This window comes from Paracoccus sp. R86501 (assembly GCF_042466435.1).
GTDB lineage: Bacteria > Pseudomonadota > Alphaproteobacteria > Rhodobacterales > Rhodobacteraceae > Paracoccus.
The window spans coordinates 1,115,812-1,130,615 of the sequence record NZ_JAXHPZ010000001.1 but is presented as its reverse complement, the minus strand read 5'-3'; the positions used below and the strand labels follow the sequence as shown (position 1 = coordinate 1,130,615).

The following is a 14,804-nucleotide window of genomic DNA, read 5'->3' as shown; positions in this document are numbered from 1 at the left end:
ATGGAACGCCTGCTTTGCATCTGGTTCGGCGCGGGCCTGCTGCGTCCCGCCCCCGGCACCTGGGGATCGGCGGTCGCGGTGGCGCTTGGGCTGCTGATCCACCGTATCGGGCATTTTCCGCTGCTGGCAGTGGCGACCATCGCGGTGACGGCGACCGGCTTTTGGACCGTCGCACGCCACACCAAGGGCATGACCGATCCCGACCGCAGCGAGATCGTCATAGACGAGGTCGCAGGCCAATGGATCGCCCTGCTGTTCCCGTCCTTCGGGTTCTGGATGATGGGCTTGCCTGCGGACAGCTTCCCCTATCCGGGCTGGGTCGCCGCCTTCCTGTTCTTCCGTCTGTTCGACATCTGGAAGCCCGGCATCATCGGCCGCGCCGACCGTCGCCATGACGCCAAGGGCGTGATGATGGATGACCTGTGGGCTGGCTTGTTCGCAGGCATCGCCACGATGATCGCCGCGGCCGCGTTCCACATCCCGATGATGCTGTGACGCAGGCAGCCGATGTCCTGCAGGCGGCACGTGACCGGGGCGTGATGATCGCCACCGCCGAAAGCTGCACCGGCGGGTTGATCGCCGGTGCCCTGACCGAGGTGCCCGGGTCGTCGGATGCCTTCGACCGGGGCTTTGTCACCTATTCCAACAGCGCCAAGCAGCAGATGCTGGGCGTTCTGCCCGACACGCTGACCGAATACGGCGCCGTCAGCGAAGAGGTCGCGGCCCAGATGGCGGCAGGCGCCCTGCGCAATTCGGATGCAGGAATTGCGGTGTCCGTAACCGGCATCGCAGGCCCCGGCGGCTCCGAACACAAGCCCGAAGGCCGTGTCTGTTTCGGCATTGCCCAGCCTTATGGCACGCAAACTGAAACGGTGGATTTCGGCGCGATCGGTCGCCAGAACGTCCGCGCCGCAACGGTTCAGCACGCCCTGCAGTTGCTGCTGGACGCGCTGAAGGATTGATCAGCCAGCCAGAATGGCCGACAGGGCCTGCACTTGGTCATCCGGCGTATCCCAAGCACAGACAAGGCGGATGGGGACCAGGCCCGTCCCCTCGACCGAAGGGTCCGGCCAGGGATAGTAATAGGCCCCTGCCGCCTGCGCGCGCTGGTGGGTTTCAGGTCGGATCGCGGCAAAAACGCCGTTCGATTGAACGGGCTGCAACAACCGCCCTCCGCCTGCTTCGACCGCCAGCCCCAGCAGCTGCGCCTTGGCGTTGGCTTGGCTTGCCAAATCGCGCCACAGGCCGTCCGTCGCAAGCGCCAGCATCTGTGCCGCCAGAAAGCGGTTCTTGGAAAAGACATGCCCCGCCTGCTTGCGGCGGTAATCGAAACCTGCCGCCCGTGCCGGGTCGAAGAAGACCACGGCCTCGGCTCCCATGGCGCCGTTCTTGGTGCCGCCGAAGCACAGCGCATCGACACCCGCCCGCCATGTCAGGTCGGCAGGCGAACAGCCCAGATGGGCCACCGCATTGGAAAAGCGTGCGCCGTCCATATGCAGCGGCAGCCCCGCGTCATGGGCCACGCGGGCCAGTTCAACCACCTGGTCGGGGGTATAGACTGTCCCCCATTCCGTCGCATTCGTGATCGAGACCATGGCGTTCATCCCGCCGTTCAGCCCTTCATCCGCGCCCTCGGCAATGGCGCGCGACAGAACCTGCGGGGTCAGCTTGCCTCCCGCCCCCGGCAGGGTCACCAGCTTGGCACCATGGGAAAAGAACTCGGGCGCACCGCATTCGCTGGTCTGGATATGCGCGTCGTCGCGGCAATAGATCCGGCCATAGGGTGGAGACAGCTGCGCGCAGACCAGTGCATTGGCCGCGGTGCCGGTGGCCACGAAGCGAACCTCGGCCTCGGGGGCCTCCAGCAGGTCGCGGATGGCCTCCTTGGCCTCGGCGGTGACGTGATCGGCGCCATAGCTCTTGGCGGCACCCGAATTGGCGCGCACCAGCGCTTCGATCACCACGGGATGGGCCGCGTGGACATTGTCGGAGGCGAAATTCATGACAGATCCTCGATGATGTGATCCTCCCAGTCATCTTCCTCGACCGACAGCTCGCTGACGGTCCAGCCGCGCACGCTGGCCCCGGCCTTATGCACCGTTTCGCGGTCACCCGAGATCAGATAGTGCCAGTCGTAAAGCGGCCTGCCCTCATGGCGCAGGCGATAGGCGCAGGTCGCGGGCAGCCACCAAGCGATCTCCTTGATCTTCTTGGGGGTCAGAACCACGCAATCGGGCACGAAATCATGGCGATTGGCATAGCTGCTGCACTGACATGCCTGACCATCCAGCAGCTTGCAGGCGACGCGGGTAAAGGCCAGTTCGTTGGTGTCCTCGAACTCGATCTTGTTCAGGCAGCATTTGCCACAACCGTCACACAGCGCCTCCCACTCGGTCGGCGTCAGCTTGGCCAGCGGCTTTTCCCAGAAGTAATCGCGCATCAGCGACCTGCCAGAATGGTGCGCGCATCGCGGGCATCCTGCGCGATCTGCTCGATCAGGGCGTTGACGCCATCGAAGCTGGCCTCGTCGCGCAGAAAATCGACCAGAGCGACCGACAGATGGTGGCCGTAAAGGTCACCGTCGAAATCGAACAGATGAACCTCGAGGTTGGGTTCGTTGCGACCGAACATCGGGCGCACCCCAAGCGAGGCAACCCCTTGGCATGCCCCCTTGTCCGGCCCGGTCAGGATATCGATCAACACGGCATAGACGCCAAGGCGCGGCAGGTGCAGATCGTCCATGCGCAGGTTCGCGGTCGGCCAGCCGAATTCGCGCCCGCGTTTTTCGCCATGCACGACCTCGCCCTCGATCCGGTGCCAATGGCCCAGCATACGCTCGGCCTCATGGGTGCGGCCATCGGTCAACGCCTTGCGAATGGCGGTCGAGCTGTATTGCTCGTCCCCCGTGCCGATCAAGGGCACGATGCTGACGCCAAACCCAAGCTCGCGGCCCAGATCCTGCAAGGTCTGCGCGGTGCCCTGCCGGTCCCGGCCAAAGCAGAAATCCGCCCCGACGGTGACATGCGACACCCCCAGCCCGTCGGCCAGCACCTGACGGGCAAAGGCGTCGGGCGTCAGTCCCGCCAGCACCGCATCGAACGGCAGTTCGTAAAGATGATCGACGCCAAGCCGCGCCAGACGGTTCGCGCGCGCTTCGGGGTTCATCAACCGGAACGGCGGTGTGTCAGGGACGAAGTACTGACGCGGGTGCGGCTCGAAGGTGACGACCCCAAGGGGTGCGTCGCCAACTGCGCGGGCGGCGTCGATGACGGCCCTGTGGCCCTTGTGAACGCCGTCGAAATTGCCCATGGCAACGCTTGCCCCGCGGGCATCTGACGGCTGTCCTGTCCAGTCTCGGTGGATCTGCAATGCGCCCCCAATGGAACGCCCTTGCGCCCCGTCAGTCGAACTTGCGGCTTGGGGCCAGCACGACCGCCTCGCCTTTCAGCACGACCCTATCGCCCACGAGGCAGCGGGTTGCAAGCGTGACACGCCTTTTTGAGTGATCGATCGTCTCGACCGTCACTTCGGCCCGCACGACGTCGCCCGGACGGACCGGCGCCATGAACTTCAGTGTCTGTCCCAGATAGACCGTGCCATGCCCCGGCAGCTGTTCGCCGATCACCGCCGAGATCAACCCCGCCGTCAGCATCCCATGCGCGATCCGGCCTTCGAAGATCGTGTCCTGCGCATAGGCATCATCCAGATGCACCGGGTTCCGGTCGGTCGAAACGGTGGCGAACATCTGGATGTCCTCATCGGTGATCTGCTTTCGAAGGTGGCGGGACATGCCCACCTCCAGATCCTCGATGACGATCGTGCCCTTGGGAAAGTTGTCCAGCATGTCGTGATCCATTCGCCTGCCGCTGCATCTTGGTACATGCTGCATAGCAGAAAAATGATCATAAAGCAATAAAGTGTCGCTATTGATACTTTAGTCGGAATTATATTTCTTTAGGGCCGTCGCATCAAAAAGCCCGCACAATGGCGGGCCTTTCGGTCTTATGTCGCGCAGATCAGCGCAGGCGCCCTATCGCATAGGCAGGCGTACGATCACGTGCCCCGAGCCAGTCCCGCAGTTTGTCAGCGTCCGGGTTTTCAACGTCGCTGCCGAAAGCATCCGCCGCCAGACCACCCGTCACGAAGATCGAGTTGATTCCCTGCTGCATCGCGCCCAGAATGTCGGTGTCGATCCCGTCACCAACAGCCAGACAGCGTGCATCAGGCCCAAGACCCATCAGTTGGCGCGCCCGATCATAGATCGGGGCGTGGGGCTTGCCATAATACAGCGCCTTGCCGCCCATGCTTTCATAGAATTCGGCCAAGGCACCGGCGCAATAGATGCGCGTCTCGCCCATGTCCACGACCAGATCGGGATTGGCGCAGAGCATCACCAGCCCGCGGTCGATCGCGTCTTGGAAACGGTCACGATAATCTTCGGGGGTTTCGGTTTCTTCGTCGAATGGCCCCGAGGCGACGATACCCTCGGCCTCGGCCAGCGGCACGCGCATGATCGCGGGGCTGCCGACGTGGGCTTGCGTAATATCGGTGAAGAAGCCGTCATCCTTCGCCTGCCCGATGTGCCACAGCTTACGGCCTACGGCGCCTTCGAACATCGCATCCTGCGCCGCATCACCCGAGCTGACGACCAGATCCCAGGCATCGCGCGGAACGCCCATGCGGTCGAGCTGGGCGACGACATATTGTTTCGGACGAGGTGCATTGGTCATCAGGCAGACTTTGCCGCCTTGGGCCCGAAACGCCTGCAGGGCCGCGACCGCCGCGGGATAGGGCTGCTTGCCGTTATGCAAACAACCCCAGAGATCGCAGAACAGCGCGTCATAGCTGGCCGAGATCTCGGCCAGCGACTGGAGGATGCGGGTCATCAGACGGCCAGGACCGGGATGATCTGCTTCTTGCGGCTCATGACGCCCGGCAGAACGACAGTATCGCCAGTGACAGTTGCGGCAAAGCTGCGTTCCGCGACTTGCTTGACGAAGTCGTTGGGCACCAGAAGGGTTGCCTCTTCGCGCAGGATGTCGACGATGAACAGCAGCACCTCATCGGCACCATCGGCGGCAGCAACTCCCGGCATTGCAGCCATCAGCGCGGCCTTGCGGTCCAGCAGAACCTGCGGAGCGGTCGTTTCCAGAACCGAGACGCGCAGCTTCTTGCCGCCCAGTTCGTATTCCTTGCTGTCCATCCGCAGCAGCGCATCATCGCCAAAGGCGCTGACGTCCGACTTCGCGGCAAACATCTCGGCGGCGAATTCGGTGATGTTCACGCCCAGATCGGCGGCCAGCTTTTCGGCAACGGCACGGTCATGCGCGGTGGTGGTCGGGCTGCGGAATTCCAGCGTGTCCGACAGGATGCAGGTCAGCATCGCGCCTTTGACACCTTCGGGCGCGCGCGCCATGTCGTCGCCGATCAGGTCGTGCATGATGGTGGCGGTGCAGGCCAGCGGGCGGATGGTGATATTGATCGGCGCACGGGTCTTGATGCCGCCAGCCAGCAGATGGTGGTCAATGATCTCGATCACATCGGCTTCGGCCAGCGAAGCGGGCAGTTCGGCCGGGTTGTTGGTGTTGACGATAACGCATTTGTCACCGGCCGCGACATCCGCGATGATTTCCGGCTTGGCCAGATTCCAGCGGGTCAGCATCCATGCGGCTTCGGTATTGGGTTCGCCCTGCAGGACCGCCACGGCGGGGGTCTTGCGGACTTCGTTCAGATACCATGCCCAGATGATGGGCGAGCCGGTGGAATCCGTGTCGGGGGAAGTGTGGCCGAATACCTTGATCATCATACGCCTCGATCGTTCTTCAGGGTGGGTTTATCGCCGGGGTTATAGGCGGGTCGAAAAGCGTTGTCCACGTTTGGAACAACGGCTTTTTCATGACAGAAGGGCGTCCCGCGGAACGCCCTTCTGTCGGATTGTCAGTCGGCCTTCAGGCAGCAACGCGCGAGGTCAGAACCTCTTCGACGCGCTTTTGCGCACCGCCCTCGTCAATACCGATCACGGCGGCGACTTCACGGGTCAGTCGGTCCAGCGCGGCTTCGTACAGCTGACGCTCGGAATAGGATTGTTCGCGCTGGTCATCGCTACGATGCAGATCACGAACCACCTCGGCAATTGCCATCAGATCGCCCGAGTTGATCTTCTGTTCGTATTCCTGCGCACGGCGTGACCACATCGCACGCTTGACGCGGGCCTTGCCCTTCAGCGTTTCCAGCGCGCGGTCGATCAGATCCGGCGTTAACAGGCTGCGCATGCCGATTTCCGTGGCACGGGCGGTCGGTACGCGCAGGGTCATCTTGTCCTTGTCGAACGAAATGACGAACATCTCAAGCTTGAGACCGGCAACCTCTTGCTCGTCGATCGATACGATCCGGCCCACACCATGGGCGGGGTAAACGACGAAGTCATCGGGGCGGAACTCGTTCTTCTTGGATTTCGACATCTGGCTTCCTTATGGTGGTGTCCTCGGGACGGACACAAGGGCCCGCAGGAGGCTGTCGCCACCTTCGACCCGTTCGGTTTTGTCTATGGCTCTGACCCGGCAGAGGATGCAGAGAACGGCAGCATCGGGCGTAAACCCGAAAGCGCCCCTGACTTTCGCCAGAAGCACGTCTAGATCATATATAACATAAAAATGACGCCGAAAAAAGCGGTCGCATGCAGATTGCCGAAAGTGACCGTGACGCGGCATTCCCCCGTCACGGCAATGGCTTGCATGTCAGTGCGGGCGGATCTGCACCCTGCCCGCCCGAATCATGTCAGTCGCCCGCACCCGGCGCTTCCGAGAAGAACTTGTCCAGCTTGCCCTCCTGGCCATCCATTTCGGTGGCCGTCGGCAAGGGATCTTTCTTCTGGGTAATCACGGGCCATTGCTCGGAATACTTGCGGTTGAACTCGACCCATTTTTCCATGTCCGGCTCGGTGTCGGCACGGATTGCATCGGCAGGGCATTCGGGTTCGCAGACGCCGCAATCGATGCATTCGTCAGGATGAATGACCAGCGTATTCTCACCTTCGTAGAAGCAATCCACGGGGCAGACTTCGACGCAGTCGGTATATTTGCACATGATGCAGTTGTCGGTCACGACATAGGTCATCTGGGCACTCTTGTCTTGAGGTTCGCGATGTCACTAGACCCATCCGAGGGATCAATCAACCCATCGTCATCGTCCAGATACATCAGGCTTGCTTCCGAAGCAGGTCCGCGACGGTCGGCGAAATCGACGACCGTCACGTTGCGGATCTGCTGATAGGCCGAGATGCGCAGCTTGTCACCGATGCGCACCGTCTTTCCGGGCTTGCGGCAGGGCTGGCCGTTCACCCGGATGCCGCCCGCTTCGATGCGGTCGGCAGCCAGGCCGCGGGTCTTGAAGAACCGCGCGAAGAACAGCCATTTATCCAGCCGCAGTACCGCAGCCGCTTCGGTCACGTCAGGATTTATCCTTCAGCGCCGCCAGGATGGCGAAGGGGCTGTCGGGGTCGGCCTTCTTTTCGGGACGCGAGGAGAAGGTCTTGGGTCCGGCATTCGACGGCTTGCCGCCTTTCTTGGGACCGCCGGGCTTGCCCTGACGTTCGCGACGTTCGCCCTGCGGGGCGGCATTCTTGCTACCTTCGCGGCGCGGACCACGGTTGCCCTGCGGACGCTCGGCGCGGTCACCCTGCGGACGATCCCCTTGCGGACGGCGGTTGCCGCGCGGCTTGGGGGCCCATTTGAAGGTATAGAACACCTCGGTTTCCGGCGGGGCGATATCCTCGGCGGGGGTTTCGGTTTCCTCAACCACCGGCGCGGCGGGGTGCTCGGCTTCCCATTTGGCGCGCGTTTCGGCGGCCAGAACCAATTCTTCCTCGGTCATGGGCGCAGCCGAGGCGTCGCCTTCGGGGGCGGGCGTCACGACCGGGGCCTCGACGGCCTTGACCTTGGGACGCTCGCCCTTGTCGGCGGAATAGCCCAGACCCTGCATCAGCCCCGAGAACTGCTCCAGCGTCATGCCGGTGATCGACAGCATGTCGGGATTGGCCTCGAAGCCGCCGCGCGTGTCCTGTGCACGCAGCAGGTCTGCCAGACGCTCCAGCATGTCGATGCGGATCGCGCGTTCGCCCGCCGGACGATAGCCCGACAGCGTATAAACCTCGGTCGGCAGATCGCTGATATGCGGGATCGTGACCAGACCGGGGGGCGGGCTTTCGGGGAATTCGTTCAGCCCTTGCGACAGCGACCACAGAACCAGACGCAGACGCGTCGGCGCGGGCTTCAGCAGCGCGGGCATGAAGATGGTGAACTGGCCGAAACGGATGCCATGCTTGCGCAGGGCGCCACGGGATTCCTGATCCAGTTCCTTGACCTCGGTGGCGACACCATCACGCGGCAGGACGCCAAGCGCCTCGACCATGCGGAAGGCAAAACCGCGGGCCAGACCGGTCAGGGTCTCGTCCTTCTGCAGGCCCAGCAGGGGCTCGAAGGCGGCGGCAACCTTGCGGTCGATGAAATGCTGCAGACGACGCGTGACCTTTTCCGAGATCTCGGTGCCGGCCTCTTCGTCGACAAAGGCATGCACGCCGGGATGCAGGGGGTCAGACCCCGCGACCAGCTTGCCGATCGCCTGGTCGCCCCACATCAGGCCGCCCTGTTCGGTAAAGTCCATCTCGGTGTCGGGCGCGTTATAGAAACGGTCCGCCCGCAGGTGGAATTCGGGGCGCAATGCCTCGTAGCCGGCGCGATTCAGCATCTTGGCCTCGTCCGCCGAGGCGGTCTGGTCGGGGCGGAAACGGAATCCTTCAAGACGGCCGGCGAATTCGCCCTCGACCGTCACTTCGCCCTTGTCGTTCACTTCGGCCACAAGGCTCTCCTTCTGCTTGAGCCGCCGCATCAACACGGATGTGCGCCGGTCCACAAATCGTTGGGTCAGCGCCGCGTGCAACGCGTCTGACAGGCGGTCTTCTACAGCGCGCGTTTCCCCGCGCCAATGCTTTTCGTCCTGAACCCACCCGGTTCTTTGCGCGACATAGGTCCAGGTGCGGATATACGCCAGCCGTTTCGATATGGCGTCGATATCCCCATGCGTCTTGTCGATCCGCTTGATGGACCGGTCCAGCCAATCCGCCGGGATGGTGCCATCTTGCAGAAAGCCGAAGATTTGCGCCAGCAGCGTTGCATGCTCCATCTGCGAAATACCGCGGAAATCAGGCACGCGGCAGACGTCCCACAGCAGTTTGACGTCCTTGCCGCCGCGCACGCGATCCTTGATTTCAGGCAGTTCGCGCAGGATCTTCAGCGTGGCGACGTCGTCAGCCTCGCGGCCGCGCCCCAGTAGTTCCTGCCCCGAGGCCGCCTCGAGGCTCTCGACCAGGCGGTCCATGGTGCCGAACTCCAGCCGACCATTGCGCCATGTCAGGCGGCTGATCGGGGCAAAACGGTGGTTTTCCAGTGCATCGACCAAGCCTTCGTCCAGCGGCTCGGCCTCGCCCGTCACGCCGAAGGTGCCGGATTCGGTGTGACGCCCTGCCCGTCCGGCGATCTGGCCCATTTCATGCGGGAACAGCGGGCGCACGCGGCGTCCGTCGAATTTATGCGTGGCGCTGAAGGCGACATGCTTGATGTCAAGGTTCAGGCCCATGCCGATGGCGTCGGTGGCGACAAGGTAATCGACCTCGCCGTTCTGATACATCTCGACCTGGGCATTGCGGGTGCGGGGCGACAGCGCGCCCATGACGACCGCACAGCCGCCCTTCTGGCGGCGGATCAGTTCGGCCATCGCATAGACGTCATCGACGCTGAAGCCGACGATCGCGCTGCGGGCGGGCATGCGCGACAGTTTCTTGGACCCCGCCCAGGACAGCTGGGACATGCGTGGGCGCTGGACGAAATGCACATCCGGGATAAGCGCCGCAATCGCGGGCCGCATGGTGGAACTGCCCAGCAGCAGCGTCTCCTTGCTGCCGCGCATGTTCAGCAGGCGGTCGGTAAAGACATGCCCGCGCCCCGGATCGGCGCAGAGCTGGATTTCGTCGATGGCCACGAAGTCGGCGGCGATGTCGGGCATCGCCTCGGTCGTGGCGACCCAATATTGCACCCGATCGGGAACGATGCGTTCCTCGCCCGTGACCAGCGCCACGACCGAAGGACCGCGCGCCTTGACGATGCGGTCATAGACCTCGCGTGCCAGCAGGCGCAGCGGCAGCCCGATGACGCCAGTGCGATGTCCCAGCATCCGCGAGATTGCCTCATGCGTCTTGCCGGTGTTCGTGGGGCCCAGGATTGCGGTGACCCGTCCGCGCGTCATCATGTTCATTGCCTAGATATCGGTACCAAGTGCCTTGCGTTCCAGACGTGCGACGCCATCAATTGCCTCTTGCTGGTGGGGGTGGATCTTCAGGCTTTGCCGAAAGGCGGTCAGGGCGCGTTCATCGTCGCCCATGTCCTCCAGCAAGCTGCCCAACTGGGTCAGCGCCTGGAACTGGCGCGGCTGCAATTCCAGCGTGCGCGCCAGATCGGCCAAGGCGGGACCGAATTCACCCGCCGCCGAATAGGCCGCCGCCCTTGCGTGAAAGCCGCTGGCGAAATCGGGCGCATGATCGGTCAGCGCCGTCAGATGCCCGATGGCCGCGGGAATGTCGCCCATGTCCAGTGCATCCTCGCCCCGTTTCAACAGCAGGTCCATCGCGGCCGAGCCCGATTTCGACCAGTCCCGCAGGATGTCGCTTTCGGCAATCCGCCAGCCCTCGCCCTCGGGGTTGGCCAGCCGTGAAAAAGCATCGTCCTGCGCCATCGCAGGCAGCGTCGCGGCAATAACGATGAAAATCGTCAGCACCTTGCATCGCAATGCCGTGACGGCAGTATGGAAAACCTGACAGGACGCCTTCATATGATAAGGTGTAACCCGGCCAGCAGGCAGGGTGCCAGCCAAAGCGCACTATGAGGTACAAAATGAGCGATGTTGTGAACGGGGCCGTCAAAAAGCTGAGCGAAAAGATCGACAGCTTCAATTCGACCGCGAAATTCGTGATCGAGGACGAAGGCGCGATCATGATCGACGAAAACGGCGTGCATGCCGGCGACGAAGAGTCCGAAGTGACCCTGACCGCCAGCCGCGAAACGTTCGAAGGCATCCTGAACGGCGACATCAACCCCGCCACCGCCTTCATGACCGGCAAGCTGAAGGTCGATGGCTCGATGGGCGTCGCCATGCAGTTGGGTCAGAAGCTGTCCTGAACCATATGCAGCAGGCGCCATTCCATCAGCTTGCTGACGACGATCTGGCGCCTGCCAGCGCCTTTTTCGTCACGGCCGATGATGGCAGGCGCCTGCGGCTTGCCCTGTGGCAACCGCCAGACGACAACGCATGCGGGACGGTCCTGCTGTTCCCCGGCCGCACCGAATACGTCGAAAAATACGCCCGCATCGCGCGCCGTCTGACGGACGAAGGCTATGCCGTCATCGCCATCGACTGGCGTGGACAGGGCATGTCCGAACGGCTGCAGGACGATCCCCGTCCGGGCCATATCACCGAATTTTCAGACTATCAGCGCGACGTGATCGAAATGGTCGTCGCAGCCGAGCGGATCAAGCTGCCGCAGCCCTGGCATCTGCTGGCCCATTCGATGGGCGGCTGCATCGGGCTAGCGGCACTGGACAACGGGCTGCCGGTGCAAAGCGCGGTGTTCTCCGCCCCGATGTGGGGCATCAGCCTGCGGCGGTTCCAGCACGGTGCGGCGCTTGGCATCGCCTATCTGGCGGGGCGCATCGGACGTGGCGGTGTCGTGGCCCCCGGCAGCGGCGGCGCAACGGCGACCTATGCGCTGGAAGAAAGCTTCAACAACAACCTGCTGACCGGCAATGTCAACGAATGGGCCCGCCTGATGCGAGAGGCCGTGAACTGGCCGCAGCTGACCATCGGCGGCGCCAGTTTCGACTGGGTCAGTCAGGCGCTGAACGAATGCTCACGCCTGTCGCGCATCACATCGCCCGATCTGCCGATGCTGGTCGCATTGGGGTCCGATGAAAAGGTCGTCTCGGCCCAAGCCATCCGCGACCGTGCCGCAAGATGGCCCAAAGGTCGTCTGTTTGAAATCGACGGATCACGGCACGAGATCATGGCAGAAACCCCCGAACGCCGCGACCGTTTTCTGGCGGCGATGCTGGCCCGGTTCCGGGCCAGCTGACAGGTCAGTCTTCGCGGTCAGGTTGGGTCTGCTGCGCCACGGGACGGTCCGATGGCGTACCGACACTAGGCATGCGCAGACGAATACGCTTTAGACGACGGGGATCGGCCTCGACCACTTCGAACTCCGCGCCGGACGGGTGGCTGATCACTTCGCCCCGCAGTGGGACGCGTCCGGCCAGCATGAAGATCAAGCCGCCAAGGGTATCGACCTCTTCGTCGACCTCGGCGTCCAGCAGATGCAGGCCGGTTTCCTCTTCGATGTCGGACAGGCTCGCGCGGGCCTGAATGAACCACTGGCCGGGTTTTTCGCGCACCCAGAGACCGCCTTCGACCTCGTCATGTTCGTCCTCGATCTCTCCGATGACCTGTTCGATCAGGTCTTCGATGGTGACCAGCCCGTCCACGCCGCCGTATTCATCGATGACCAGCGCCATATGCGTCCGCTTCTGCTGCATCTGCTGCAACAGCACGCCGATGGGCATCGATGGCGGAACGTAAAGCAAAGGACGCAGCATCGGGCGCAGGGTGAACTTGCCGCCCTCCCCAAAGCCGTGCTTCAGCGCCAGATCCTTCAGGTGGATCAGGCCAAGCGGACTGTCCAAAGTGCCTCGAAAGACCGGAATGCGGGAAAAGCCGTGTTCGCGGAACATCTCGACCAGATCGGGAAGGGTGATGTTAGCGGGGGCGGCGATGATCTCGACCTTGGGGATGGCGACGTCGTCAACGCGCATCCGGCGCAGGTTGACCAGCCCCGGCTTACCGGAATGCCGGTCTTCGGATGCCTGGTTTTCGTCATCCTGAGATTCGGAATTGGTCAGTGCGTGGAACACCCGACCGAAGAAACCGCGATTGGGACTTTCGCGCTCTTCGTCCTCGGACATGTCAACCATATGGGCCGGCGTGTCGTCGTTGGAATAGTCAGGTAATCGAGCTTCCGAATTCATCAGTCTGTCTCCCGATAGGGGTCTGGAATGTCCAGCGTCGCAAGGATTGCGCGCTCGGATGCCTCCATCAGTTCGGCATCCGGATCGTTCAGATGATCATAGCCCAGAAGGTGCAGCGTTGCATGCACCAGCAGATGGGTCACGTGATCGGCAAAGGGTTTGCCCTGCGCCTGCGCCTCGGCGACGCAGGTGTCATAGGCGATCGCGATGTCGCCCAGTTCCTCGTCTTCAGGCAGCATGGGGCGTTCGCCGGGGGCGTGGGGTTCGGGATCTTCCGACGGCCAGGACAGCACATTCGTGGCCTTGGGCTTACCCCGGAAATCCGCGTTCAGTGCCGCGATGCGGATGTCGTCGCAGCCCATGACCACGACCTCTCCGCCGGTTGCCACCCATTCGAGGGTCGCGGCAACGGCAGTGGCCGCCAACCCTTCAAGGTCGGCGGCCTGCCATCTGTCGTCTTCGATGACGCAATCGACCGTTATTTCGTCAGCCATCGCTTCGCATTGCACGGCGCGGAACATATTGCCCGCGCGCTTCCTCTGTCTGGCCGCGGGCCACTGCCGCGATTTCCTCGGCGTCATACGCCTTGATGATGCGCGCGACAAGCGGGTGGCGCACGACGTCATCGGCGGTGAAATAGCTAAAGCTGATGCCCTTGACGTCCTTCAGCACCTTCTCGGCATCCACCAGACCCGACTGCATCCCGCGCGGCAGGTCGATCTGCGTGCGGTCGCCGGTGATGACCATGCGCGATCCTTCGCCAAGACGGGTCAGGAACATCTTCATCTGCATGCTGCTGGCGTTCTGTGCCTCGTCCAGCACCACGAAGGCGCGTGACAGCGTGCGCCCGCGCATGAAGGCCAGCGGCGCGATCTCGATCCGCTTTTCCTCCATCAGCTTCTGCATCTGCTTGCCGGGAAGGAAATCGTTCAGCGCATCATAGAGCGGCTGCATGTAGGGATCGACTTTTTCCTTCATGTCGCCGGGAAGGAAGCCAAGCCGTTCGCCCGCCTCGACCGCAGGACGCGACAGGATGATCTTGTCAACCTCGCCCTGAATCAGCATGGTCACGCCGACGGCAACCGCTAGATAGGTCTTGCCGGTACCCGCAGGTCCGATGCCGAAGGCCAGTTCGTTCTGGAACAGCGACCGGACATAGGCCTTCTGCGCGTCGGTGCGCGGCTCGACCGATTTCTTGCGGGTGCGCAATTCGAAATTGCCCTGCGCGAACATCTCAAGCTGTTCGTCGCGGGTCACCTCGCTTGCGGGTTCGACACCCATGCGTAGGGCGGCTTCGACTTCGGCGGGTGTGACGGGGCGATGCTGTTCAAGGCGCGCATAGAGGCCGTTCAGCAACTGCGCGGCCTCGGACTGGGCCTCGGGGCCACCGACGATGGCAATCTGGTTGCCACGGCGCAGGATGTGCACGCCCAAGGCTTCCTCGATCCGCGCCAGATGGGTGTCGTTGGCACCGCACAGATCGATCAGCAGCCGGTTGTCAGGAAACTCCAGCAGGGTTTCTGCCGGAGGGGTGGCGACGGGGGGCGTTGGGGAAAGACCCAAATGTTTCTCCTGCTCAGGCATCTGTTGTCATGGTGGCAAGCCACGGGGATTCGCACAAGCCGATGTTGGCGGCATCTGCGGCGGTTGTGCCGACAATTCCGGCAGAACTTCTGCAAT

At 63.0% G+C, this 14,804-nt stretch carries 18 protein-coding genes; 4 read left to right on the top strand and 14 right to left on the bottom strand.

Features of this window, described 5'->3' with window-relative positions; translation table 11 throughout:
* The gene (locus SJY40_RS05550) at nucleotides 1–495 is read left to right on the top strand and encodes a phosphatidylglycerophosphatase A (RefSeq protein ID WP_378943639.1); all 495 of its coding nucleotides are present in this window, start codon (nucleotides 1–3) and stop codon (nucleotides 493–495) included.
* Complete coding sequence (locus SJY40_RS05545; protein ID WP_378943637.1) at nucleotides 492–962, top strand: CinA family protein; 471 nt, start codon at nucleotides 492–494, stop codon at nucleotides 960–962. The genes SJY40_RS05550 and SJY40_RS05545 overlap by 4 nt, the downstream gene beginning before the upstream one ends.
* Here SJY40_RS05545 and SJY40_RS05540 read toward each other — a convergent pair whose 3' ends face one another.
* From SJY40_RS05540 to SJY40_RS05490, 11 genes are all read right to left on the bottom strand, one after another.
* The gene (locus SJY40_RS05540) at nucleotides 963–2,003 is read right to left on the bottom strand and encodes a threonine aldolase family protein (RefSeq protein WP_378943635.1); all 1,041 of its coding nucleotides are present in this window, start codon (nucleotides 2,001–2,003) and stop codon (nucleotides 963–965) included.
* Complete coding sequence (locus SJY40_RS05535; RefSeq protein ID WP_378943633.1) at nucleotides 2,000–2,440, bottom strand: YcgN family cysteine cluster protein; 441 nt, start codon at nucleotides 2,438–2,440, stop codon at nucleotides 2,000–2,002. The genes SJY40_RS05540 and SJY40_RS05535 overlap by 4 nt, the downstream gene beginning before the upstream one ends.
* The gene (locus SJY40_RS05530; protein ID WP_378943631.1) at nucleotides 2,440–3,369 is read right to left on the bottom strand and encodes a bifunctional riboflavin kinase/FAD synthetase; all 930 of its coding nucleotides are present in this window, start codon (nucleotides 3,367–3,369) and stop codon (nucleotides 2,440–2,442) included. The genes SJY40_RS05535 and SJY40_RS05530 overlap by 1 nt, the downstream gene beginning before the upstream one ends.
* Before the next feature lie 31 nt (nucleotides 3,370–3,400).
* Nucleotides 3,401–3,844, bottom strand: coding sequence for a MaoC family dehydratase (locus tag SJY40_RS05525; protein WP_378943629.1), 444 nt, complete (start codon nucleotides 3,842–3,844; stop codon nucleotides 3,401–3,403).
* A 172-nt stretch (nucleotides 3,845–4,016) separates the two neighbouring features.
* Complete coding sequence (locus SJY40_RS05520) at nucleotides 4,017–4,886, bottom strand: TIGR01459 family HAD-type hydrolase (RefSeq protein ID WP_378943627.1); 870 nt, start codon at nucleotides 4,884–4,886, stop codon at nucleotides 4,017–4,019.
* Entirely contained in the window at nucleotides 4,886–5,803 is a 918-nt protein-coding gene (locus SJY40_RS05515) for a manganese-dependent inorganic pyrophosphatase (protein WP_378943625.1), read from the bottom strand. The genes SJY40_RS05520 and SJY40_RS05515 overlap by 1 nt, the downstream gene beginning before the upstream one ends.
* Before the next feature lie 145 nt (nucleotides 5,804–5,948).
* The gene (locus tag SJY40_RS05510; RefSeq protein ID WP_378943623.1) at nucleotides 5,949–6,461 is read right to left on the bottom strand and encodes a CarD family transcriptional regulator; all 513 of its coding nucleotides are present in this window, start codon (nucleotides 6,459–6,461) and stop codon (nucleotides 5,949–5,951) included.
* Nucleotides 6,462–6,777: 316 nt separating this feature from the next.
* A complete protein-coding gene (fdxA, locus tag SJY40_RS05505) occupies nucleotides 6,778–7,116 on the bottom strand; it encodes a ferredoxin FdxA (protein WP_378943621.1) in 339 nt (112 codons plus the stop codon).
* Nucleotides 7,113–7,448: an RNA-binding S4 domain-containing protein gene (locus SJY40_RS05500; protein ID WP_378943619.1), complete on the bottom strand. Its 336-nt coding sequence runs from the start codon at nucleotides 7,446–7,448 to the stop codon at nucleotides 7,113–7,115. The genes fdxA and SJY40_RS05500 overlap by 4 nt, the downstream gene beginning before the upstream one ends.
* A gap of 1 nt (nucleotide 7,449) precedes the next feature.
* The gene (locus tag SJY40_RS05495; protein WP_378948290.1) at nucleotides 7,450–10,302 is read right to left on the bottom strand and encodes a helicase-related protein; all 2,853 of its coding nucleotides are present in this window, start codon (nucleotides 10,300–10,302) and stop codon (nucleotides 7,450–7,452) included.
* A gap of 9 nt (nucleotides 10,303–10,311) precedes the next feature.
* Nucleotides 10,312–10,827: a tetratricopeptide repeat protein gene (locus SJY40_RS05490; RefSeq protein WP_378943617.1), complete on the bottom strand. Its 516-nt coding sequence runs from the start codon at nucleotides 10,825–10,827 to the stop codon at nucleotides 10,312–10,314.
* Between the two features lie 116 nt (nucleotides 10,828–10,943).
* On the opposite strand from SJY40_RS05490, the gene SJY40_RS05485 reads away from it, so the two are divergent.
* Complete coding sequence (locus tag SJY40_RS05485; RefSeq protein ID WP_378943615.1) at nucleotides 10,944–11,228, top strand: SCP2 sterol-binding domain-containing protein; 285 nt, start codon at nucleotides 10,944–10,946, stop codon at nucleotides 11,226–11,228.
* Nucleotides 11,229–11,233: 5 nt separating this feature from the next.
* Nucleotides 11,234–12,178 carry an alpha/beta hydrolase gene (locus SJY40_RS05480; protein WP_378943613.1) on the top strand — a complete coding sequence of 315 codons (945 nt, stop codon included), beginning with the start codon at nucleotides 11,234–11,236 and terminating at the stop codon, nucleotides 12,176–12,178.
* A 4-nt stretch (nucleotides 12,179–12,182) separates the two neighbouring features.
* On the opposite strand, the gene SJY40_RS05475 is transcribed toward SJY40_RS05480, so the two are convergent.
* Genes SJY40_RS05475 through SJY40_RS05465 form a run of 3 tightly spaced genes read right to left on the bottom strand, consistent with a single transcriptional unit; the run spans nucleotide 12,183 to nucleotide 14,687 of the window.
* Complete coding sequence (locus tag SJY40_RS05475; RefSeq protein ID WP_378943611.1) at nucleotides 12,183–13,124, bottom strand: hemolysin family protein; 942 nt, start codon at nucleotides 13,122–13,124, stop codon at nucleotides 12,183–12,185.
* On the bottom strand, nucleotides 13,124–13,618 hold the full coding sequence (ybeY, locus tag SJY40_RS05470) for an rRNA maturation RNase YbeY (protein WP_378943609.1): 495 nt from the start codon (nucleotides 13,616–13,618) through the stop codon (nucleotides 13,124–13,126). The genes SJY40_RS05475 and ybeY overlap by 1 nt, the downstream gene beginning before the upstream one ends.
* On the bottom strand, nucleotides 13,611–14,687 hold the full coding sequence (locus SJY40_RS05465; RefSeq protein WP_378943607.1) for a PhoH family protein: 1,077 nt from the start codon (nucleotides 14,685–14,687) through the stop codon (nucleotides 13,611–13,613). The genes ybeY and SJY40_RS05465 overlap by 8 nt, the downstream gene beginning before the upstream one ends.
* Nucleotides 14,688–14,804 lie beyond the last annotated feature (117 nt).